This window comes from Herbinix luporum (assembly GCF_900070325.1).
Lineage (GTDB): Bacteria > Bacillota > Clostridia > Lachnospirales > Lachnospiraceae > Mobilitalea > Mobilitalea luporum.
In genome coordinates this window covers 71680-92600 of sequence record NZ_LN879430.1, presented here as the reverse complement: position 1 = coordinate 92600, position 20921 = coordinate 71680, and the positions used below count along the sequence as shown (strand labels likewise).

Annotated in this window: 23 protein-coding genes; 1 reads left to right on the top strand and 22 read right to left on the bottom strand. The window is 31.4% G+C overall.

All coding sequences use genetic code 11. The features are described 5' to 3' along the window. Positions 1 to 48 precede the first annotated feature (48 nt). The 21 genes from SD1D_RS00455 to SD1D_RS00350 all read right to left on the bottom strand — a co-directional run bounded on the left by SD1D_RS00455 (position 49) and on the right by SD1D_RS00350 (position 19278). The gene (locus SD1D_RS00455) at positions 49 to 2358 is read right to left on the bottom strand and encodes an RNA polymerase sigma factor (protein WP_058257109.1); all 2310 of its coding nucleotides are present in this window, start codon (positions 2356 to 2358) and stop codon (positions 49 to 51) included. 336 nt (positions 2359 to 2694) lie between these two features. Further along, positions 2695 to 3366 (bottom strand): SLAP domain-containing protein, encoded by a 672-nt coding sequence (locus tag SD1D_RS12080; protein WP_058257108.1) that lies wholly within the window; start codon positions 3364 to 3366, stop codon positions 2695 to 2697. Positions 3367 to 3531: 165 nt separating this feature from the next. Then, a complete protein-coding gene (locus SD1D_RS00445; RefSeq protein ID WP_058257107.1) occupies positions 3532 to 4602 on the bottom strand; it encodes a hypothetical protein in 1071 nt (356 codons plus the stop codon). Positions 4603 to 4659: 57 nt separating this feature from the next. Continuing rightward, positions 4660 to 5385, bottom strand: coding sequence for a YiiX/YebB-like N1pC/P60 family cysteine hydrolase (locus SD1D_RS00440; RefSeq protein WP_058257106.1), 726 nt, complete (start codon positions 5383 to 5385; stop codon positions 4660 to 4662). A 268-nt stretch (positions 5386 to 5653) separates the two neighbouring features. Next, positions 5654 to 6412, bottom strand: coding sequence for a hypothetical protein (locus tag SD1D_RS00435; protein ID WP_058257105.1), 759 nt, complete (start codon positions 6410 to 6412; stop codon positions 5654 to 5656). A gap of 82 nt (positions 6413 to 6494) precedes the next feature. Next, positions 6495 to 7181 carry a hypothetical protein gene (locus SD1D_RS00430; RefSeq protein ID WP_058257104.1) on the bottom strand — a complete coding sequence of 229 codons (687 nt, stop codon included), beginning with the start codon at positions 7179 to 7181 and terminating at the stop codon, positions 6495 to 6497. Between the two features lie 375 nt (positions 7182 to 7556). Then, complete coding sequence (locus tag SD1D_RS00425) at positions 7557 to 7784, bottom strand: hypothetical protein (RefSeq protein ID WP_058257103.1); 228 nt, start codon at positions 7782 to 7784, stop codon at positions 7557 to 7559. 370 nt (positions 7785 to 8154) lie between these two features. After that, positions 8155 to 9543: a serpin family protein gene (locus SD1D_RS00415; RefSeq protein WP_058257101.1), complete on the bottom strand. Its 1389-nt coding sequence runs from the start codon at positions 9541 to 9543 to the stop codon at positions 8155 to 8157. A gap of 225 nt (positions 9544 to 9768) precedes the next feature. After that, a complete protein-coding gene (locus tag SD1D_RS00410; RefSeq protein ID WP_058257100.1) occupies positions 9769 to 10263 on the bottom strand; it encodes a hypothetical protein in 495 nt (164 codons plus the stop codon). Continuing rightward, entirely contained in the window at positions 10260 to 10463 is a 204-nt protein-coding gene (locus tag SD1D_RS00405; RefSeq protein WP_058257099.1) for a helix-turn-helix transcriptional regulator, read from the bottom strand. The genes SD1D_RS00410 and SD1D_RS00405 overlap by 4 nt, the downstream gene beginning before the upstream one ends. Before the next feature lie 259 nt (positions 10464 to 10722). Continuing rightward, positions 10723 to 11307 (bottom strand): DUF6438 domain-containing protein, encoded by a 585-nt coding sequence (locus SD1D_RS00400; protein ID WP_058257098.1) that lies wholly within the window; start codon positions 11305 to 11307, stop codon positions 10723 to 10725. A gap of 88 nt (positions 11308 to 11395) precedes the next feature. Next, entirely contained in the window at positions 11396 to 11908 is a 513-nt protein-coding gene (locus SD1D_RS00395; RefSeq protein WP_242955261.1) for a VanZ family protein, read from the bottom strand. Between the two features lie 249 nt (positions 11909 to 12157). Next, positions 12158 to 12544 carry a hypothetical protein gene (locus SD1D_RS00390; protein WP_058257096.1) on the bottom strand — a complete coding sequence of 129 codons (387 nt, stop codon included), beginning with the start codon at positions 12542 to 12544 and terminating at the stop codon, positions 12158 to 12160. 38 nt (positions 12545 to 12582) lie between these two features. Then, complete coding sequence (locus tag SD1D_RS00385) at positions 12583 to 13014, bottom strand: hypothetical protein (RefSeq protein WP_058257095.1); 432 nt, start codon at positions 13012 to 13014, stop codon at positions 12583 to 12585. A gap of 28 nt (positions 13015 to 13042) precedes the next feature. Next, positions 13043 to 13324, bottom strand: coding sequence for a hypothetical protein (locus tag SD1D_RS00380; RefSeq protein ID WP_058257094.1), 282 nt, complete (start codon positions 13322 to 13324; stop codon positions 13043 to 13045). Positions 13325 to 13347: 23 nt separating this feature from the next. After that, positions 13348 to 14004 carry a class I SAM-dependent methyltransferase gene (locus SD1D_RS00375; protein ID WP_058257093.1) on the bottom strand — a complete coding sequence of 219 codons (657 nt, stop codon included), beginning with the start codon at positions 14002 to 14004 and terminating at the stop codon, positions 13348 to 13350. Positions 14005 to 15426: 1422 nt separating this feature from the next. Beyond that, on the bottom strand, positions 15427 to 16023 hold the full coding sequence (gene recR, locus SD1D_RS00370; protein WP_058257092.1) for a recombination mediator RecR: 597 nt from the start codon (positions 16021 to 16023) through the stop codon (positions 15427 to 15429). After that, the gene (locus SD1D_RS00365; RefSeq protein ID WP_058257091.1) at positions 16023 to 16376 is read right to left on the bottom strand and encodes a YbaB/EbfC family nucleoid-associated protein; all 354 of its coding nucleotides are present in this window, start codon (positions 16374 to 16376) and stop codon (positions 16023 to 16025) included. Before SD1D_RS00365 ends, recR begins: the two co-directional genes overlap by 1 nt. A gap of 101 nt (positions 16377 to 16477) precedes the next feature. Next, positions 16478 to 18049 carry a DNA polymerase III subunit gamma/tau gene (gene dnaX, locus SD1D_RS00360; protein ID WP_058257090.1) on the bottom strand — a complete coding sequence of 524 codons (1572 nt, stop codon included), beginning with the start codon at positions 18047 to 18049 and terminating at the stop codon, positions 16478 to 16480. A gap of 100 nt (positions 18050 to 18149) precedes the next feature. Next, positions 18150 to 19007, bottom strand: coding sequence for a M15 family metallopeptidase (locus SD1D_RS00355; protein WP_242955226.1), 858 nt, complete (start codon positions 19005 to 19007; stop codon positions 18150 to 18152). Between the two features lies 1 nt (position 19008). After that, entirely contained in the window at positions 19009 to 19278 is a 270-nt protein-coding gene (locus tag SD1D_RS00350) for a hypothetical protein (protein WP_058257089.1), read from the bottom strand. A gap of 157 nt (positions 19279 to 19435) precedes the next feature. Between SD1D_RS00350 and SD1D_RS00345 the strand changes: the two genes are divergently transcribed. Then, the gene (locus SD1D_RS00345) at positions 19436 to 19948 is read left to right on the top strand and encodes a transcription repressor NadR (RefSeq protein WP_058257088.1); all 513 of its coding nucleotides are present in this window, start codon (positions 19436 to 19438) and stop codon (positions 19946 to 19948) included. A 70-nt stretch (positions 19949 to 20018) separates the two neighbouring features. Here the strand turns inward: SD1D_RS00345 and SD1D_RS00340 are convergent, their stop codons facing one another. Further along, positions 20019 to 20888 carry a peptidoglycan DD-metalloendopeptidase family protein gene (locus SD1D_RS00340; RefSeq protein WP_058257087.1) on the bottom strand — a complete coding sequence of 290 codons (870 nt, stop codon included), beginning with the start codon at positions 20886 to 20888 and terminating at the stop codon, positions 20019 to 20021. Positions 20889 to 20921: the final 33 nt, after the last annotated feature.

Below are 20921 nucleotides of genomic sequence, written 5' to 3'. Positions count from 1 at the left end.
AATCTCCTTAGTGGCTTTATATTAAGCTCCTAGGGGGGATAGCTAGTCTTACTTCCAGGTTTTTATGTAACATTTCCCCTCATTTTCATAAGAATAAACCCCCTCTTTTAATACTATAGGATTATCTAGCCCCCCTTCCTTAGGTATATCAATAGTATATACCACCTTTCCCTTTCTATCTATTATTTCGTATTTATAGTTAATCTCGCCAATTTTTATTATATCATCACATGTATACTTTATGGCATAGCCATCACAAAAATATGATATAATACTTTCTTCCGGAGATAGAACAAAACTTTTTCCGCTCACCCCATCTACTATTATTGTTTCACTATCTGATTCACATTTAAACATTTCGCTGCCTATACTAGCTATATGATAAGTAGCGTCATTATATAAAATAGTACCATCATCTTTATACAAATCATAATAATTTCCTTCTTGGCACACATAATATTTCCCTTTATAATGGCTCCAAATCATATCATAATCAGATATAATTACACTAGCCTTTTCATCTATTAAACTATACTTCCTATCATCACTTAAAATGAATTTATTATCTAAATAGTAAAATGACGAGTAATCAGCAATTGCAATTTCCTCTCCATTAGTATTAAACAATACACTCTTTTCTAAATTATCATTATAATAAGAAAAATAGCCGTTTGGATATAATTCAAAATTATAAGGTAGAAAATCTGTATCAATGGGATTAAAAATCCAGGTGCCATCTACTTTTGTAGGTACATATATAGGTGTAAAAAGATTTTGAAAGCCTGATAATTCAACAACACCATTATAAAATCCACTTCCAAAACATAAGGGCATATATTTATTATCATAATCTTCTGTGAAAACCACATTCAAAGAACTATCAAGTACAGTTCGCCTATATGCATCATTAAGTTCTTCATTTAGAACTATGTATTCACCATCACCTAAGAAAATATCATCATACTTAATATCAAATAAAAGTGTACCGTCTATACTTAAAAGCCCACATTTAAGATCCCTTTTAACAACAACCAGGCCATTAGCCATCTCACCAATATAATCATAGGAAGAATCGGATACCTGATATCCATCTACTGAATAAACTTTATATTTATCACTTTCTTCATCGTAGCACCAAAACATTTTATCAATAACAGGACCTAGTTCATCATACATTTTGTCACAAATTATTTCTCCGGATTTATTATAATAAGCCCACATGTCATCTTTACTTACCCTAAATAATCCTCCGGTATACTCATTATATTCTATTTTATCAAATGCAGATGGTAATATTTCTTTCCCCTTAATAGTATATACCCCTCTTTGATCCTTATCATTTTCCAATACTATGTACTTACCATCAATAAGATATTGGTTGTGGCAATCTTCAGGGTTTTGTATTTCGTTTGATGATTTTTGTACATCTATTATGGTATTAGTTGTGGTATATAAGGTTTTTGGTATTTGACTTACTGCCACAGTCCCTGCTACTGATACTACCGCCACACTACTTACAATTTTACCGGCAGTAGTGTCAAAAAACTTATGTATTAGTTCTTTTAATCCTTTCTTACCTACTTTAGCTATTTCATTTCCCACTGTTTCTACTATTTTTATACCTACAGTATCTCCTATTCCTTTTATTACACTAGAGGATATTACTTCTGGCACCATGCAAGCTGCAGCCTCTTCACGGAATAATAACCAAAACAGTGGTAACCCTGATAGACTATATAACTTAATTCCTTCTTTTTTCTCAGTATCTATAACGGCTTGCTTAATTTGTTTTCTTGCATAATTCAATCTGGATTTTACTGTACCAGGGGAACATTGCATTATCTTAGAAATTTCGCCCACTGACATTTCATGAAAATAATAATATTGAATAGTTATCTTTTGTTCACTGGACAAATTATTTATAATATTATATATTTTTTCTTTCTTTTCTTTATTTAATAAAATATCTTCCGGCAGGAATTCTTCTTTATCATCCCTTACATTTTCAAAAACAAAATCCGTCTCTTCTTCATCTAATAATACTTCTTTACTATATTTCTGGATATATCTTAAAGTTTTATTGGTTGCTATCCTTCCCGCCCATACAAGAAAAGACTCTACATTATCCAATGTATCTAATTTATTGTATATTTGAATATAAGTCTCTTGCATTAAGTCTGCGGTTTTATCATTATCCCTTACAATTCTATATATAATGGAGTAAATATACTTTTCCGATAACTTATACACTTGCTCAAAAGAATCTTGATCTCCCTCTTTTAAATTAATAATTGCCCGAAACAGCTTCTGGTCTTCTTCTTTATAATTTCTTTCATAAGTTTCTACTACCTTTCCCATATACTCTTCCTTTCAAGCACTATATTTACACTCAAAAAAAACAACATAGAATACACATAACACATAAAAAGTGTAGTTTACTCTATATTGTAAGAAAGTTTATATATTTTAATTATATAAGAAATTTATAGTAAATACAATCTATCCTCCGCATTTATTGTCGTATCTTGTCTAAAGTGTTTCTATTAGATTTTTATATAAGCAAATTGTAAATTATAATAATACCAAGATGGTTAAAGTATAATATTATTCCTAAACCATCTTGGTATTTTAAAATAACTATTTCACTTGAAACTTATCTTATTAATTTCTTTTTCTAGATTTATATAATGACCTTTAGTATATAAAATTACTATATACATGAAGACTATGCTTTGACAAATCAAAATCACCATCGTTAACATATTCTTTATCAAAGTGAAATGTCCATATAGCATATGACTTTTGATTGATAACCAAATTTTTACAAACTCCAAATGCTGCAGAAGCTACTTGATTTCCGCTTCTATCATATAGGGTCATACTAGTTACATTAATATCTCCAACCGGATAATTTAGTCCATTATAAATATAAGCATCAACTTGATAATCACCATTACTAAGTTTTCTAATTTCTTTTGTTGAAAATTGCAATGTATTTATAGATGTTAGTAAACAACCATTGCCAAATACAGTTTTGCTAGTGATTTCCTTAACAGTGACATTACACTTGTATTTTTTATTGCCAACTTTTGCTGTAATAGTTGCTTTCCCTTTTCCCTTAGCACTAACTTTACCCTTTTTATTTACTGTAACAACCTCTTTATTACTACTTGACCATTTTACCTTTTGTTTGGTCCCGGTGACTTTTAAATTGAATGTTTCTCCTACGTAGAGGGTTAATTTAGTAGCGTTTAATTTTACTTTTACCTTTTTTGAGGCAGCCTCTGCATAACTTGTGGCAGCTGTGGACATTCCTAATACTAAAACCATACTTATAACTAAAATAACTCTTAATAACTTTTTCATATTAAATCCTCCCTATAGTATAATTTTTAATTATTATCAATCTTTCTACTATAGAGATACATTAGTTTTAAGTTTGGTTTTATATTTTTAAAAAAATTTATAAAAATATTTTTAAAATTAATGGCTTCATATATGTATCCTTAAAACTTTTATAATCTAAACATTTTAATTAAAATAAAGGCCGGTTAGAAAATAATGCAAATCAGTATCTCTCTTGTCTATAAAAATCTGATCGATGAATTTAATTCTATTATCCACTAACTCATACCTACATATATTTCGATCTGTAATATCTAAAGAATATAAAAAATTATCTTTTATATATATTTGACTAGGGGTATTTTCTAACTGATAATTTTCTATCTTACCGGTTTCTATATCGAGAATACTTAATGAGTTACCTTCATCTGTAATATTATTTATATGAGAAATTATTATATATTGCTGGTACTTCAGCAATTGACAAGGCAAAGCATCCGGTAACTTAATTTCCTTTATTTCTTTTGTCTTAGTATCATAAACAAGTAGATTATCGCTATCTTCTCCATAATTAAAAGGTAAAGTAAAATACAATGAACCTTCTTCCATCAATACCCCAGACGGTGGACACTCTCCATATTTAGTTACATCGGTTCTACATATTTCTTCCATGGTTTCTAAATCAATTTCAATTAATTCCGATGTATCCTCTAAAGAAGCAAAAGCATATAGAATATTATTAAATATATTTATTTGTAAAATGATATGTTTTGGAAACTCCTTAATAGTTGTTTCCTCTGTTTCTCTATTAGTTCGTGCTAATTTAGATACTCCATTAAAATTGTTTACAGCAAAAAAATACTTGTCTGTAATAGCTAAACTATTAATACTACGTAGTGTTGTATCATAAGTTTTGTAATTTCCATTCTCTTTGTCTATCTCTAAAATTACAGTTAACTCTCTCTCCTTGGCAGTACCCCAGGGAGTAACATACACTTTATTATTGTATACCTGTGGACAACTAAAGGTATCTCCCATATAACCCATTTTATAAAGCTTTTCATACACCTTTTTTCCTAAGTCGTCATAGTAGTATATAAAACTTTTATTTAACTGACTTGTTGTATCAATAACCGCAAATTCATATTCTTTAGGAAACTTTTGATCTATATTTAGTTTATGTACGATAAAACCTATTATAATTGACGATATAATTAATATTAGAATACCACCTATAATAATTATTTTTTTCTTCATACTTATCTATCCTTTATAAAAGATATATCCAGTTAAATATTGGTTATCCTTTTTATCTTATTTTACGTAAGTAACAAATGTTAAATCGTTGTTTACAAGTTCAAGTGGATGAATAGCTGTAACAGTAGCTAAAGGAATATCATTTACTTTAAGGGTTATATCAAATTCAGGTGTATTTAAATCAATACCAAATAAGTCTTTATATGCAGCCCATACCAAATGTGAGCAATAAAATTTTTTTCTTGTGTTCATGTTATAGTAATTATAATTATATTCTTTATTTAATTGTTCATAACAATAATCAGCAGCTTGGGCATCTTGACTGGCAGTTGTACTACGGACGCTTACTCCAAAGCAAGTTGATTTTGATTTGTACCAATCATTCCTGCCTATTACAACACCATCCTGCAATGCTTCAATTACTTTTTGATCTGAGTATACTATAGCAGCATGGCCTAAAGGTACAACACCTTTCCATTTATCTGCTGTAACCAATATAACTCCTTTACGAGTTGGATAGCTACCATATGGCTCAGATGATACACTCATTACAGATTTACTATATCTTATAAAGTCACTTTGTTTATCTGGCTCAATTACTAAATTATCGTTTAATTCATCCCACAATCTATCGACAGTTTCAGGATTAAATACTTTATTGGTATTTGTAATTGATTCTGAATAAGAAATATTAGGTTTGCTTATAGCATAAACCTTAATATTCTCCAATCCAAATACCATTGAAAAAGCTAATATACTTACAATTATTTTTTTTATTCTCATAACCACTTTCCTTTTTTTGTATTTTTATTGCTAGTTTAACGAAATATTTTCCAAATGTCAACTATATTGTCCTATTTTGTAAAAAATATACTTTTTAGCCAATCCATTACCAAAATCATGTGCGATTTTTACAATTTTTTATTTGCTTGTGTTTCTAATCTTATATTGCATTTAAGATTATGATAACTAATCCATATTAGACAAACAAAAAAACTGGCAAGTAACTTCTTGCCAGTAACTTTATTTACTTACTCTTTTTCTTCTTGTTTTATTCAGCCTTTTTCCTAACAGAATATACTTTTTTGCTAAATTTACCACGCATTAACTCAATTATATCTCCATTCTGAATTTTGTCAAATGCGTCCTCTGGTACATCTTCTAAAGTAAAAGTGTATGGAATAGTTGCGCCATCAGGAATAATGGTTAGTTCATCTCCATTTACTTCTTGGAAAATACCTTTATCCTTTGTTAATGCTGTTTCGTTTGCCATAATATCAATATCTCTTAATGGTGTTCCGTCCTCAAATTCAATCCTATAAGACTTAAATGGCTCTCTGATTAGGACATAGGCTATATTCTGAGCATATTGAGTTCCTGGTTCCGCCTTTTGTAAAACAATCTTAAAGTCGCCCAATACATTTTCTATGGATTTAAAGATAAATGCTTCATTTTCTTCAGCATAAATAAGAAAATGGCTACCTTCTTCTCCATTACCGGTTAAGCGAAAACCTTCAATTCCAAAAACATCATCTACTTCTTCTTCAAGAATGTATTGTGTGTGGGGATCGTCAGTATCAGTTAAATCCCTAAGACGATAAGCAGCCGTTTCTTCTGGAATACCAAACATTTCAGATACAGCTTCTACTTTTTCTACCTCAGTCTTTTCTTCTTCATTTTCATTTGCTTCAGATGTTATTTCTACAGTTTTGGCAGTAGGTTCTCCATTCTGATTATCATCTTGACTACAACCTACAGCTACTGATATTACTAATAATAAAGTTAGCAATAAAAAAATATTTCTTTTCATTTTTCTTCACTCCTAATTTATTATGTCTACGGTTTTCTGCAATAAATTTTAATTATATTAGAAGATCAATGTGGTGATAAAATCATTTAGAAACATCACGGACATATTCAATGATATCTTTGATATTACCCATGCCTTCTGACCAATCCACACCAATATAAAAATCTTGAACCACTTCTTTTTCAAAAGCTTGTTTGCCTACTGTACCTTTAATAATATATCTGTAAGTATATTTCATTGGGTAAAGGTCATAATTCACATCTTCAAATGTTTCAGGAAAAATGATTTCTGTAATTTCGATCTTTTTATCTTTCATATATTGATTTACTTTGCCGATTGGGTCTTGGGCTTCCAATTCTTTTGATAAACCAAATTCCCTAGCCTCCTTATCACCAAGACGACTGTATTTCAAATAATTATCTACTAAGGTTTTAGCACCTTCATCAATCTCCTCTTTATATTCATCTAGTGACATTTTTAATGCAATATGCTTATCTGCATTATCGGTAAATTGCCCTAACGCTTCTTCAGTTAATCCGGTAATAAATTGTTCCAATTCATCTGACTTTACACCTGCTATCCTCATAGAAGCATAATCATAATAAAGTCCCTCATACTTCTCTTGATTTTGAATAATTTCTTCCATGTAATCAATTATAATGTCATTTTCAGGAGAATGGGTAAATGGTAACTCCTTTTTACCACAAGCTACTAAAGTAATACATACTACGAATACAATAAATAAAATGGAAATAGTCCTTTTTTTCATTTGTATAACCCTCCACTAATTAATATATTTGTAGATATAATTAAGCCTGTACAAAGATGCTAATTATATCTATACTATTTGTTCTCATAAATATAGATACAACTAATTTATAATTGGTTTTATTTTTTAATAACTTTTTGTACTGAAAATGTATCAGTAGTTAATGCATCCAACTAATTATTATATTAAAAAATATTTTTCATGTCTATTTCTCATTAGTAATTTTAAAAAACATAGAAGAAAGGTTGTTGTGATGTTCCCTTTTTCTATGGTTTTTCATAACTTATTTGTCATGTAATGAATCTCATTGCTTTTGCTTTACCACTCTTAAACTTTGAAATGTTTAATATGATTATTTCTACTTTTTAACTTCAATCAGTTAGACTCACTTTCCTCTTTGCTAACATAAGATCTACCATCATAATCATCTTTGTACTCTATGGCCTTTTTTACTATACTCCTAACTAACATAATTATTGCTGCTATTATCCATATTACAAGGATTAAAGCAACCATTGTCATTGCCGGTAATGGGCCAGGTCCACCAAAGGTACTCATATAGCCAAGTAAAAGCATTATTCCAATTGTTGCTATAATACACATTCAGTTAGAATTTCTAAGGCCCTTGTAAATCTTAAGCTAAAGGTATTCTCAAGATCAAATAATATTAATAAGTACATTATGATACCTATTCCAATCACTAATAATCCCAATAATACTTCACAAGCAATAAGTATAGGTAGTTTTGCATACTCTAGTTCAGGATACAGATACACCATGTCATTGGCCATTATCAGCAATTAAGGTAGTAATTTTGTTTTCTAATAAAATCTAATAAAAAACATGGCTTAACCGAGATTCCTTATCCCTTTTAAACCATGTTTCATAATATACTTTATTTACTTCATTTCAATGGCCGTAAAAAACAGTATATTCTAATGGATTATTAGTATGTTTGCTAGAAGTTCAATAATTAACTTTCAGCAGGGTTTTCACACACACCGATAAAAAGTATAGTATCGTCATGTGTAATAATACCATAGATAAATGGTCTATCCAGAATCATATCAGCACGCCCATTTGGTGGCATTGCGCCAAAAAAATTTACTTGAGTATAAGCGGTCGCTTCTACGCCGTCTTCATCGATGCCTATATGGGTTTCCTGAATTACATCAGTAATATATGCCATGTGGTCTGTAATTCCACTAAAGTCTGCATCCTCTTTAAAAGCAGAGGTTACCCCTAGATTTACAAGCATATTACCCAATTTAAGAGAAGAACCAAAACTAAACTTGGGTATCTTCCATACTACCTCCCCAACAAAACTTTCTCCTCCTTCAAAAGTTTCCTTCATTTTCTCTGAAGATGCAATCAGCTCATAAGGAGATACCCCCTCATCAGGAAGTATAAATACCATTTCACCTGAGTTCTTCAACCCTAAACTTGCTCTCGTAAAATCCTTACCCCTGGCAAATCCAACTGACCCGTATGTATTATTCATAAAGTCGACTTTTACTTCACTACCATTTAATAGATTAAATGTATCCTCAACAGTTTCGCTCTTATCAAAACGATCAATCCATTGATCATAGAAATAAACTGTATTTATTATCGATAGTATTTGATTAGGGTTGATCTCTATCCTAGGATTCAATTTACCATTGGTATTTATTGATATCCAATCGGCCATCTCTCTTGCAGTTTCATCCTTAGCAAAGTCAACCCTGTGAGAGCTGGCATAAAAGTTTTCTGCTGCCTGTCTAACAAATTCATCTTTAAATATAATCGGTTTACCCCCAAATTCATCGTCAATCCATAAAGAATTTGCAATTTTGAGTTTTCCCACTTGATTATTTTTGTAAAGCCTGCGATATAAGTTTCCGCACTGTTCAGAAAGAATCTCCTTATCGGAAACACCTAATAAAGCCAGTAATTGATCCTCTGTTTCACCTTCTGCACCAGAGGCCGCAAGGGACAAGGCATAATATAGGGATATAGGTGAATAATTTATATTTTTGCCGGCTTCTGTTAGTATATTTGCACTTGTCTTATAGGTGAACTCATTAAGCGCCTTAATAAATTCATCCTCTATAGGATTTTGATCTCGCACCTGTTTCAATGTATCAAAGTCTCCATAGGCATACGCTTCTGGATAAACTATATTTATATTAGCTTCAGTATTTTGATTTTTTTCTCTTGGAAACAATAAAGTTAAGGCAATTATTATTACGACAAAAACTACAAGGGCCGTCAATTTTGACCATAGGGAAAATTTCTTACCCCGTTTTAATTCACTTGCTTCTTCTATAAGCTCATCACTTATATTAGCAATTGTATCATCTGATCTTTTCTTTTCTTTCAAAATAAAAGCCCCTCCTTTTCAATCTGCCCATAAATCATAAGAAAGACAATAATGTAATAAAACTTCTTACATACCATTATATAATGTTTTCCAATATAATTCAAATTAAAACATATAATTCTTTTTAGTACAAACTTCTACATATTTTCTAAAGGAGCTCGGTTTTAAGTAACAAAATTCATATTATTAACATTAATTACTATTTAGCTGTACAGAAAAATGAAGTTATATGGTATAATACAATTTATAATAGATATTGTTAGAGGTGAACTCGATATGTCGCATACCCTTAAAAGAAAAATTTTGAGGCTTAAATTCAGAAGAAGGAAGCTTTACATTAATCAGCTTAGGAACTTTAAAAGAATGATTGCATTTTTTATCAGAGCAACGGAAGTTTGAGTAATAAGTATAGTCATGATGAAGAAAAGTTGATATCTCCGCATCATATGCAGATGATTTCGCACTTGAAATTATCATATTATTTCTTTCGTCTTTAAAATCTATTCGCTCTTTATGATAATTCTCTGGGTTCCTCTTAAAATTAATCATCCTTATTAACTGGAAAATTAAAATTCCTAAAAAACCTCCCGAAACTCCAATTAAAGCAGATGAATAATGAGTGTTATCAAATACAACCTTACCTAATATAAAAAGTAGAACAACACTTCCTATATAAAAAATAAGTTTAAATATCTCTTTAGTCCAATTAATAGATTTCATGCTTCTTCCTCCTCATAAATAAAAATTTCTTCAATACTTAGGTTGAAATATCTCGATATCTTAAATGCTAAGATAATTGATGGGTTATATCTTCCATTTTCTAGTGAACTGATTGTTTGCCTAGATACTTCCAGGGCGTCTGCTAGTTCTTCTTGCGTAATACCTTTTTCTTTTCTTATTTCTTCCAACTTATTCTTCACATTATATACCTCCATATGTAAAGTGAGTTTTACATTATAATCTTAACAGAATCTTGGCATTATGTCAAGCATGCTTTACATGTAGACCAATAAAATGCAAATCCTAAAATTTGCATCTTAATATATAATACTATTATTTATATCTTTATTCTTCCCTATACTGATTTACTAAATCATAACACCTATCTTTTGTTGATTCAAATACCTTCTTCATTTTTAAACTAGCCTGAATTAGAGTAGCAAATATTCAGGCTATACCTTAATTATTCTTCATCACAATAGTCGGGCCATAGTAGTCATCAGTGGCAACGCCAATCTTATTAGCCTGCCATTCTAAACCTTTTTGATTATCATATTCTTTTTCAATTAAATCTATCGCTTCCTTCTCTGAAGAAGAAATAACTATAAACATAATTGAAGGTTCTGAATTTATATCCTTAATCTGATATATGTATAATCTTGGATTTACATATTTTTTAGTACCAAGTATTCTTTCTATCCTTTTTTCAAACAATATCAAATCCTCATCAAGTAAAATATGCCCTAGGTAATGGTCGATTTCCTTAATTTCATCGTCAGGGTATTTTACTGTTTTTATACAAGAAGGCTGGTCAGTAATGAATTCTTTTCCAGGCCCATAGATAAATGACTTAAACCCAAAATTCTCAATTAGGTCATTTAACTGTTCTACTTTTTTCTTTGATATCTTCCATTGGTGCTCTCCATTTTTATAAACAAATGCTTCACCAAAGTAGTTTATATTTCCATATTTATCTACCTGTACACTATAAACAGGACATGTTCCATAGCACATTGTTCTCTCTAACCTGATAAATTCGAACATTAAAATTCCTCCTACTATGTACCATTTTTAAAACCATCATATAACATTATGCAACTATAGTCCCAAATTTGATGTCCAAATAAATACCTTATTTTATGATTCTTTGAATTAGTGGTCTTAAGACAATAAAAATAATATATCCTATTAATCCTCCAAATGTATTTGTAATTAAATCTGTAACATCAAATGAACGAGAAGATAGCCCTCCCCACCATGCACTCATTAATTGTAGTATTTCAATTACAAAACTAAAAAGAAATGTAGAAATAGTTACTCTTAAAACACCTTTCTTCTTAATAATGGGGTATAAAAAACCAAAAGGAACCATCATAATAATATTGAGTATAATTTCTCTGATTGCACCACCATAATTTAACCTTAAATCTCTAAAAGGTATAAGATTTATTGATTCAATAAATAAGTTGTTTGTCCCATTTATAAAAGGGATTGGAAAAGGCATTAATGTAACAAATAGTACCATCATAATATACACATACATAGTTGTGTTCCTTAAAAGCATGTTTTTACTACCTTTGCTCCATTTTCTATAGAAAAACATAAAATAAATTATAACTAAGATAAAAAAATCTAAAAAATACATCAAAACAGCATCTCCTTTATTCATATGTAAGTCATTGTTTAATGGTATATTCAAATGCGAATTAATTTACTTATTACCATTTATAACTCCCATAGCCACTTTACCTGTCATACGTTCAATCTTAAATTCAATTAAACATGCTTTGTTTCATTCCTTCTTAATTTCCTCTTGTCTCTCTTTATTTTAAGCATGTATTTGATTCTACCTTTTCTTTAATTCATAATATTCTGCTAATATTTTGCACCGACATTATTCCCATGAAAATAAATAACTGCCTTTATGGGCATCAGCATCAACTCTAATTGTATATGTTCCTTGCTCTGAAAGCGTCACAGTAAAAGATGATGTTTGGACATCGTGTCCCTCATAATCACAACTGACTTTATCATTATCTTTGGAAATATAAGCATTAATAGTTCCATCCTCTGTAACAAAGTCGACCAATACATCAACTGGCTCATCCTCATCTACTTTAATCTCTGTTTCCCTATAGCCAGTAAACTTTTCATAAGTCATTGACATTTTTGTTGGTGTATTATGCTCCTTGCTTTTTCTGACAATACCAGACCCTCTTGTACACCCTAATAGACCAAATAAAACAATAAATAATAGTAGCAATAAAGATATCTTTTTCACTTTTCCCTCCTGTTATGATATTTAATTGGTAATGAACTTTACCCCTCTACGAGATAATTCATATCCCCTAAATGATATATTTCAATCATACATTCTCGAAATATATCCCCTTCTGAAAAATATCCATTAAATTTTGATGTATTATAGCCATACGTCTCATCTATTAAGTTAAACTCAGCATTTTTAAACTGATTAATAAATGTTGTTAACTCCATTTTTTTACCAGTAAATGAACCTACATTTCCACATAGAACATTTTGATAATCAAGAAGATACACAAAACTAAAATCCCAATCTATCTTTTGAATTTCAATACTTCCGTTTATCTGTTCAAAGGGCTCAACTGTTCTTAGAAACCCATGCTGAAATTTCATGATAAGATTGTCTCCTATTACCTCAAAACCAATCACCACTCCATCATGTAGACTATAGGGTAAATTATTTATATTCTTGCGAACTACTTTCTTCATACTATTACCTCTTTTATATTTTAAAAATCTAGGATTTTCTTGTTATAAATAGATATACAACTCCTAATATTGATAATATTCCAAAAATTATTGTAAGAAGATAGGGAGATGAATTATAAGCAACAAACACTGATGTTGGACCATCTGCGCCACCAATAATTCCTATTGAATTGTAAGCGTTTAAATGAATTTTAAATTTATATAATGAAAGTAATGGTAACAAAAAGTTAATTGTTGCACTAACTACAGTTATTATTATACATACCAAGGTAAAGATTTTAATTGGTTTTTTGCTTTTCCACTTTTTCATTTTCTAACCACCTTCGCATCATTCTACTTATATGCCTTAACATCAAGCATTCTACTTTTAATCTTATTATCTAAATCTATATTTATATGGTACTCATTTTTAGAAATGCTAATATTTCTAAAATTCTTGAATAATTCCTTCAATTCACTAGTATCAGTATAATAGTGGGGAACATCTTCCTCACCTTCTCTTGAACCTATGAAAGTGTTTTTCTCTACTTCTTCCCCTAGCCCAAAAGAATCATCTTCCAATGACATGAAATCAACTAAAGCACATCCATTTTGTTTTAATACTCTATATATTTCAGAAATACTATTTTTGATTCCCTTAAGGTTATGATGATGAATTACAGATGAACAGATAATAGCATCAAAATAATCATTTTCAAATGGTAAGGCATTAGCATTTGCTTTTATTAAATTAACATTACTTATACCTTTCGTATTTATGTACTCTTTTAACCATTCAATTGCCTTTTCATTAATATCAATAGAAGTTACAGTAAAATTATTTTCTGAAAGATAGATACTGTGTTTGCCATATCCACATCCTACATCTAAAATTCTTTTATAACCCATCTCTTTAAATATTTTCATACTTTCTTTAAAAATAGGCGTAAATCCAATGTCTAACTTCCCATATATGTCTTTAACTGGTAAGTCAATTATATTCCAATCCATTAATAGTTACCTCCTGGTTAATTTTTCTACTAGCATATTATTAATATAACATATTAGTAATATAGATTCAGTAAATGTTTTATAATCTTTTTATTTAGCATAGACAGGAATTTCTGTTCTCCAATATTATTATTTTATTTTATTATTGATACCACTTTACCACCATTAATTTCATTTATATTTTTCTAAAATTACTATTTCACCTTTTTTTGAAAACAGAAAAAAGCGGTCAAGCCCTATCATAAAATAAATAGTCCTTTTATAATTTTACTTAAATACCCATTTTCCCTTGTCCCTGCAAATCCCCTTAACCCTTACATAATCTATACTTCTCCTACTACCTTATCCCTATCAACACCACTACTTTATTTTACTATTAACACAACTTTACCACCTAAAATTTTGTTTTTTAGTTTTCCAGAATTCATTTATCTCAATTTAAGAAACTTAAGAAACAAAAAAGTAAGGCCATGTACTATTAAAAAACAAATAATATCCTTACTTTACCTTACATATATTCCCTTTTACCTTGTCCCTTACTATTTCACACTCGCTTTTCATATTTTAACATTATTATTTCCTATCAAAAACTTAATCCTGCAATTCTTCAATGAAATAATATTTTATTTTTGATACTACTTTATTCGATAAAATTAAAGTTTTTCAACTTCCATTTTCTTCCAATATTTGTAGAAACAGAAAAAACAGCCCTAGTTCTTACACAATTTAAATAAAGTCCTATCACGATTTTACTTAAATACCCATTTCCCTTATCCCTAAAAACTCTCTTAACCCTTGTATTTACTTATTTCTCGTACTTCATTAACCCTATCAACATCACTACTTTATTTTACTTTTATAACAACTAATTAACCCCTTATTCCTACAGATATATTTCCTATCTCCTTTTTCCCTAATTCCTTAATCCTATCTATGTGCACTTAAAATTCAGTCCTCTCCCTTTTCAAATAAAGTCCTCACATAGATATCCCTCAAACCCCCATAAACACTGTCTTATTGTTTTTTTACATTTTTGCCTCTTTTCTCATTTTCCCTTAAAACTATCACTTTAAAGTCCTTGTATTTACTGATTTTCAGGGTGGATTTTTAAAATAAAGTCATGTCAGGATTAAGGAACTAGGACTAAGGATTAAGGAGGATTTGGTCCATTTATTCTTCCATTCTTATTTCCATTTAATTCTCTCTATCTACTGATTTTACTAGGGTTAAGGCTGGTGTCTATTTTCTTTTCTCATTAGTAATTCAAATAAAAAAACCATAGAAGAAAGGTTTTCCTTATGCCTTTTTCCTATGGTCTTTTACCTGATTTTAATTCTACTTTATTTACTTAAAATTGGGGTGTACTGATGCATTTACTTTTTAATAGTACTATATTTGGTTTATACAACTTCATTTCAACTATTATAACTCCACCCTACCCTCTAAGGCTCTTAGAAGGGTCACTTCATCAATATATTCTAAGTCACCACCTACCGGAATTCCACTGGCTATCCGACTTACCTTAATTCCCGCAGGCTTAATCAGCTTACTTATATACATTGCAGTAGCTTCTCCTTCAAGGCTGGAGTTAGTTGCAATAATAACTTCTTCAACATCCTGTTGAAGTCGAGTCATTAACTCTTTTAGCTTTATATCCCCGGGACCTATGCCAAGCATGGGGGAGATTGCTCCATGAAGTACATGGTATACTCCCTCATATTTTCCTGTCTTTTCATAGGCTGCCAAATCCCTAGGATTTTCTACAACCATAATCTGCCTTTTATTTCTTTTGGGAGATGAGCAGATGGGACATAACTCCCTATCTGTAAGAGTCAAACACTCACTACAGTACTGTATCTTCTTTTTGGCATCAACGATGGAATTTGACAATTCCATCACTTGATCCTCCGGCATATTTATAATATGAAAAGCAAGCCTTTGGGCTGTCTTTGCACCAATACCGGGAAGCTTTGAAAGCTCCTCTATTAACTTGCTTATCTTACTGCTATAGTAATCCATTAGAACGGGAATCCTCCCAAGCCACCTAATCCACCTGTAATTTGACTCATTACCTCTGCGGATTCTTCCTCCATTTGCCTTAATGCTTCATTGGTAGCTGCAACTATTAGATCTTCCAACATCTCAACATCATCCGGATCTACCACTTCCTGTGATATTTTAACGGATAAAATTTCTTTCTTACCTGAAACAGTAACGGTCACAGCTCCGCCGCCGGCACTAGCTTCCCAGGTTTTCTCCTCAAGTTCTTTTGTCTTTTCCTCCATTTGCTTTTGCATACGCTGTGCCTGTTTCATTAAATTATTCATATTACCCGGTATTCCTCCACCGGGAAATCCACCTCTTCTTGCCATTATATAAGCTCCTTTCCTTCATCAGGGTAATCTTTAAATTATATTATAGTATAAAGCCTCATACTCTTCCATAATTAAATCAAACAAATATATTGATTTTCTTATTCATATTCAATTGGAACCTTAATTATTTTTGTAAGATCAACAAGGTTATTAATATTTTCTTTATCCTTATCCAGATACCTAACACTAATTTCTGCCTGTTTTCCAAGCATAGCTGCTATAGCATCTAGGATAACTTTTTTATGTCCTTCTCTATCTACTAATTCCTTATCGAGAGGATCTGTCACCACAATCACAAGCCCTAGGTTATCATCAACACTTAATGTGGCACTGCGAAGAACAGAGGCCAGTGCAGGTGCTTTCTTAGAAATCTGAGAAAGCAAGCCTCTCCAGTTACCGGCCACTTTTTTTAAATCCTCAGGAAGTGCCTGGGGTAATATTTCCTGCTTTTTTATAGGCTCCGATTCTTCTTTTGGTGTTTCCACCTTATTGTCATCAGATTTTACTATAATACCTTGTTCTAGTTTCTCCTCTAAGGCCTTAATACGATTAATCAAGGCATCATAATTATGTTCCATCTGGGGCCTGCAGACTTTTATAAGTGCAATTTCCAACAGCACTCTCTTTCTGGAAGCATAACGAATCTGATTTGATAACTCTGAGAAGATTCTAATATATCTCATAAGTATATCTACTTCTATGGACTCTGCTTCCTGCTTTAATAGCAGCAAGTTCTCTGAGGATATATCAATTATAATTTCTGTTACATCCTCTGTTGTCTTAACCAGTAGAAGATTTCTAAGATACCAGATAAAGTCTATCACAAATTGTGACAGCTCTCTGCCGGTAATTTCCACTTCGTCAAGAATCTTTATACACTCTGATACATCTTGATTATTAATGCTTTGTAGCAGTTTGGAGAATACCTTGGTATCAACGGTTCCCAATACATCCAGAACATTATCATAAGTGATAGTCTTGCCCAGATAAAAAGAAATACATTGATCCAGTAAACTTAAAGCATCCCTTAGGGATCCGTCTGCCACCCTTGCAATATATTTTAAGGCCTTATCCTCTATTTCAATCTTTTCTTCATCCATCAGTTCCCTAAGTCGGTCTGCTATGATATCTATACTTATCCGCTTAAAATCATATCTCTGGCACCGGGATAATATGGTTACAGGAATTTTATGAACCTCTGTTGTAGCCAAGATGAAGATAACATAAGAAGGAGGCTCTTCAATAGTCTTTAAAAGGGCATTAAATGCTCCCGTAGAAAGCATATGAACCTCATCAATGATGTATACTTTATATTTACCTTCCGTAGGTGAATATCTTACCTCTTCAACAATCTCTCTTACATTTTCAACACCGTTGTTCGATGCAGCGTCTATCTCAATTACATTCATGGAAGTACCGGCTGCAATCCCTTTACATAAGCTACATTCATTACAAGGATTGCCGTCACTGGGGTTTTCACAGTTTACAGTCTTTGCAAATAATTTTGCCACAGAAGTTTTACCGGTTCCTCTGGTCCCTGTAAATAGATAGGCATGTCCTATTCTTCCGGACTTTATTTGGTTTTTAAGGGTGGTTACAATATGATCTTGGCCTTTTACATCCTTAAAGTTATCGGGCCTAAACTTCCTATAAAGTGCCATATATGACATAGATTGTTGCTTCCTTTCTAATCTAGAGGACGGTTAACTTAATTTATACCGTATCATTATATCACCGGAATATTCTAAAATCAAATATTTACCAGGCTGCTTAGTCCCCTATCTTTTTCTCAAAATGCTGATAGTCTTTACTGTTTTTCCACTCTCCGCCCCAAGTAAAGCCCCTTTTTATAAATGCCTCATAACAAGGATCATCTTTTCTTATATAATAAATGTTATCTATAGATCTATCCACATATTCTTCTGCATTTTCAGGTAAAATCTCCAACTTACCTTCTCTTGTACGAACGTACGGATTATATAATGGATTTATATCTATAGCCAATCCATCACTGTGGACAGAACGCTTACTTGTACCCTCTATAAACCTAAAGTTAAAGGCTGAAGAATTATTATCTTTCATTGATTCTAAATCATCGGCATTATAGTCATCAATAAGAAGCATTTTCTCAATAGGATATGAAATACTGTATAGCTCCCAGAAAATATCTATTACATCCTGTGCAATTGCCTTGTTTACAATCATTTCCCCTATGTGAGTTAGTCCGTCAAATCCTATATGAAGAACCCGTATATAACGTAAATCACTATAAGGAATATCGCAGTTTTCTTTATAGGATTTCCCGTTTATACGGTTTATAATTTCCTGATTTAATTCTTCCATATAAAATAATGACTTAAGACTCTCCTGATTAAGTTCTTCTATATCAATTTCTGTTCCGGCAGGATAGTCTCTATATTTCTTATTTAACTCTTTCCCATCTAAATGTTCCTCTTGTATATCTTTTTTCTCCACCACATTCACATCCCCTTTTTGGTTTATTTCTTTAATTATATTCCTATTGTTATCCTGAACCTTTAATTCATCCTGACCGGTATATTTATCACATGACCCCATGAAAAGACAAAGAAGGAGAATACAAAATAGCTTATGGCATCTCCCTCTCATATTAGTCCTCCTCTATTACATGAATTTCAAGATAATCAAAGTCAATAGGTTCTATGAAATTATCCTGGACAAATCTTGTCTTATCGTACCTTTTAAAATCAGCTATGGTTGAATCTAGCCATATGGGTTTTGGCAAATCAAAGGCACTGCAGATATCATCAATTGCTGAAAAAATTTTTTGGGTTCTTCTTAAGTTAGGGTTGTCATTGCTTACGACCATATCCTTAATCATTCTATTATCTTTAAATATTTTTGCCCATAATCGAAACATAGTATTCCCTTTCTCTTATTCTAAAATATGCAGGAAAAAGTTGCGTATCTTATTTTCTAAGTATATAATTACTATATATATTTATATATTTTCCGTTCTATTATATCGGAATAAAGATAAAAATAAAAGTATTAATATTAGATAAGAAGGTTTTAGTATGGATGGAAATACCCGGAGGGAAAAGTTAATAGAGATAATAAAAAATCGTAAAGAACCCATAACCGGTGGTGAGTTATCCCAAATCCTAGGGGTTAGCAGGCAGGTTATTGTTCAGGACATTGCACTTTTAAGGGCTGCCGATTATGATATTATATCAACTACCAAGGGCTATCTATTATATCAACATAATGAACCTACATATACACGGGTAATTAACGTAAAGCATTCCACCGATGAAATTGAAGATGAGTTATGTACTATTGTTGATAATGGAGGCAAAATTTTAGATGTTCATGTTATACATGAAATCTATGGCCGAATAGTAACAGACCTTATTATTCGTAATCGAAGTGATGTTTACGATTTTGTAAAACAAGTTAAAGAGAAAAAAATTGTTCCCTTAAAGGAGCTTACCGCCGGAACCCACAGCCATACAATTGAGGCTAATAGTGAGGAGATTCTTGATAGGATAGAAGAATCATTAAGAAAAAAGAATTATCTAATAGATTAATAAAAAGAAAGGACATGTTTTCTTAAAGCTAACATGCCCTTTCTTTTTTCATAATCATTCTATCAGTCCTTTAGCGTAATAACAGCATGGGGTTTACAGTTTGTCCATCTTCCATTACCATAAAGTAGAGATTACTACCTTCTACTGTATAGTATTTTGTGGGTTCATTAATAAGTCCTATAACTTCACCCTCTGACAATTTATCCCCAACCTGGTAGTTTACATCTTTAAGTTGGCCATAGACTAGGGAGTATCCATCACCAATATCCATGGTAACTGTTAATCCTGTTACGGGATCATCATAAATCTCTGTTATAACTCCGTCTGCTGCTGACTTAACCTCTGTACCCACCTCAGCATCTATAATAATTGCCGGGTTAACCTTAAACTGCATAAGAGTAGCATGATAGGTCAAGTGATCCATACTATAATTCATAATTACATTACCTTCCACCGGCCAAAGAAGTCCCTGTTGGGCATCAAAACTTAGGGAAGGTGAATTCTTAACTGTGCTACCGGTGGTTTCAACTGTCTGTGGCTGCTCATTATTATCCTGTTCAGCATCTGCAACCTGCACAGACTCATCATTTTCTGAAAGGTCAATTCCGTTTTCTTCCTCCCTCGTATAAACATCAAATTCTAGAAGGCTGTCATTGTTAGCAAGATTTTGACCTCCCCCAGTTTCACCAGATCCGGCTACTTCTTCATTATTAGCAACCTGATTTGATGTATCGTTATTATCAGCCTGAAGATTATTATTATTATCTCTGGCTTCTATGTTATTATCCGGTTCATTAAGATCCACAATATTTTCTCCCTCATCAGAATTTGAGGTTAAATTGGAGCCAATGAGCGCTACTGCAGCTATAGCGATAATACCGACAAATAATAACACATAATAACCTTTGCTTTTGAAAAATTCAGCTAACCTTTTATTCACTGTTATCACCTCTAAGTATATTCTTCTCAGATA

Bases quoted from the DNA above. Each gene is read 5' to 3' on its own strand.
- SD1D_RS00355 (WP_242955226.1), bottom strand. From the start codon at position 19,007: ATGAGAGGGAGATGCCATAAGCTATTTTGTATTCTCCTTCTTTGTCTT.
- dnaX (WP_058257090.1), bottom strand. From the start codon at position 18,049: ATGTCATATATGGCACTTTATAGGAAGTTTAGGCCCGATAACTTTAAG.
- SD1D_RS00425 (WP_058257103.1), bottom strand. From the start codon at position 7,784: ATGTGTATTATAGCAACAATTGGAATAATGCTTTTACTTGGCTATATG.
- recR (WP_058257092.1), bottom strand. From the start codon at position 16,023: ATGGATTACTATAGCAGTAAGATAAGCAAGTTAATAGAGGAGCTTTCA.
- SD1D_RS00350 (WP_058257089.1), bottom strand. From the start codon at position 19,278: ATGTTTCGATTATGGGCAAAAATATTTAAAGATAATAGAATGATTAAG.
- SD1D_RS00445 (WP_058257107.1), bottom strand. From the start codon at position 4,602: ATGAAGAAAAAAATAATTATTATAGGTGGTATTCTAATATTAATTATA.
- SD1D_RS00440 (WP_058257106.1), bottom strand. From the start codon at position 5,385: ATGAGAATAAAAAAAATAATTGTAAGTATATTAGCTTTTTCAATGGTA.
- SD1D_RS00435 (WP_058257105.1), bottom strand. From the start codon at position 6,412: ATGAAAAGAAATATTTTTTTATTGCTAACTTTATTATTAGTAATATCA.
- SD1D_RS00385 (WP_058257095.1), bottom strand. From the start codon at position 13,014: ATGAAGAAAGTAGTTCGCAAGAATATAAATAATTTACCCTATAGTCTA.
- SD1D_RS00455 (WP_058257109.1), bottom strand. From the start codon at position 2,358: ATGGGAAAGGTAGTAGAAACTTATGAAAGAAATTATAAAGAAGAAGAC.
- SD1D_RS00380 (WP_058257094.1), bottom strand. From the start codon at position 13,324: ATGAAAAAGTGGAAAAGCAAAAAACCAATTAAAATCTTTACCTTGGTA.
- SD1D_RS00400 (WP_058257098.1), bottom strand. From the start codon at position 11,307: ATGTTCGAATTTATCAGGTTAGAGAGAACAATGTGCTATGGAACATGT.
- SD1D_RS00410 (WP_058257100.1), bottom strand. From the start codon at position 10,263: ATGAAATCTATTAATTGGACTAAAGAGATATTTAAACTTATTTTTTAT.
- SD1D_RS12080 (WP_058257108.1), bottom strand. From the start codon at position 3,366: ATGAAAAAGTTATTAAGAGTTATTTTAGTTATAAGTATGGTTTTAGTA.
- SD1D_RS00395 (WP_242955261.1), bottom strand. From the start codon at position 11,908: ATGTATTTTTTAGATTTTTTTATCTTAGTTATAATTTATTTTATGTTT.
- SD1D_RS00375 (WP_058257093.1), bottom strand. From the start codon at position 14,004: ATGGATTGGAATATAATTGACTTACCAGTTAAAGACATATATGGGAAG.
- SD1D_RS00430 (WP_058257104.1), bottom strand. From the start codon at position 7,181: ATGAAAAAAAGGACTATTTCCATTTTATTTATTGTATTCGTAGTATGT.
- SD1D_RS00365 (WP_058257091.1), bottom strand. From the start codon at position 16,376: ATGGCAAGAAGAGGTGGATTTCCCGGTGGAGGAATACCGGGTAATATG.
- SD1D_RS00345 (WP_058257088.1), top strand. From the start codon at position 19,436: ATGGATGGAAATACCCGGAGGGAAAAGTTAATAGAGATAATAAAAAAT.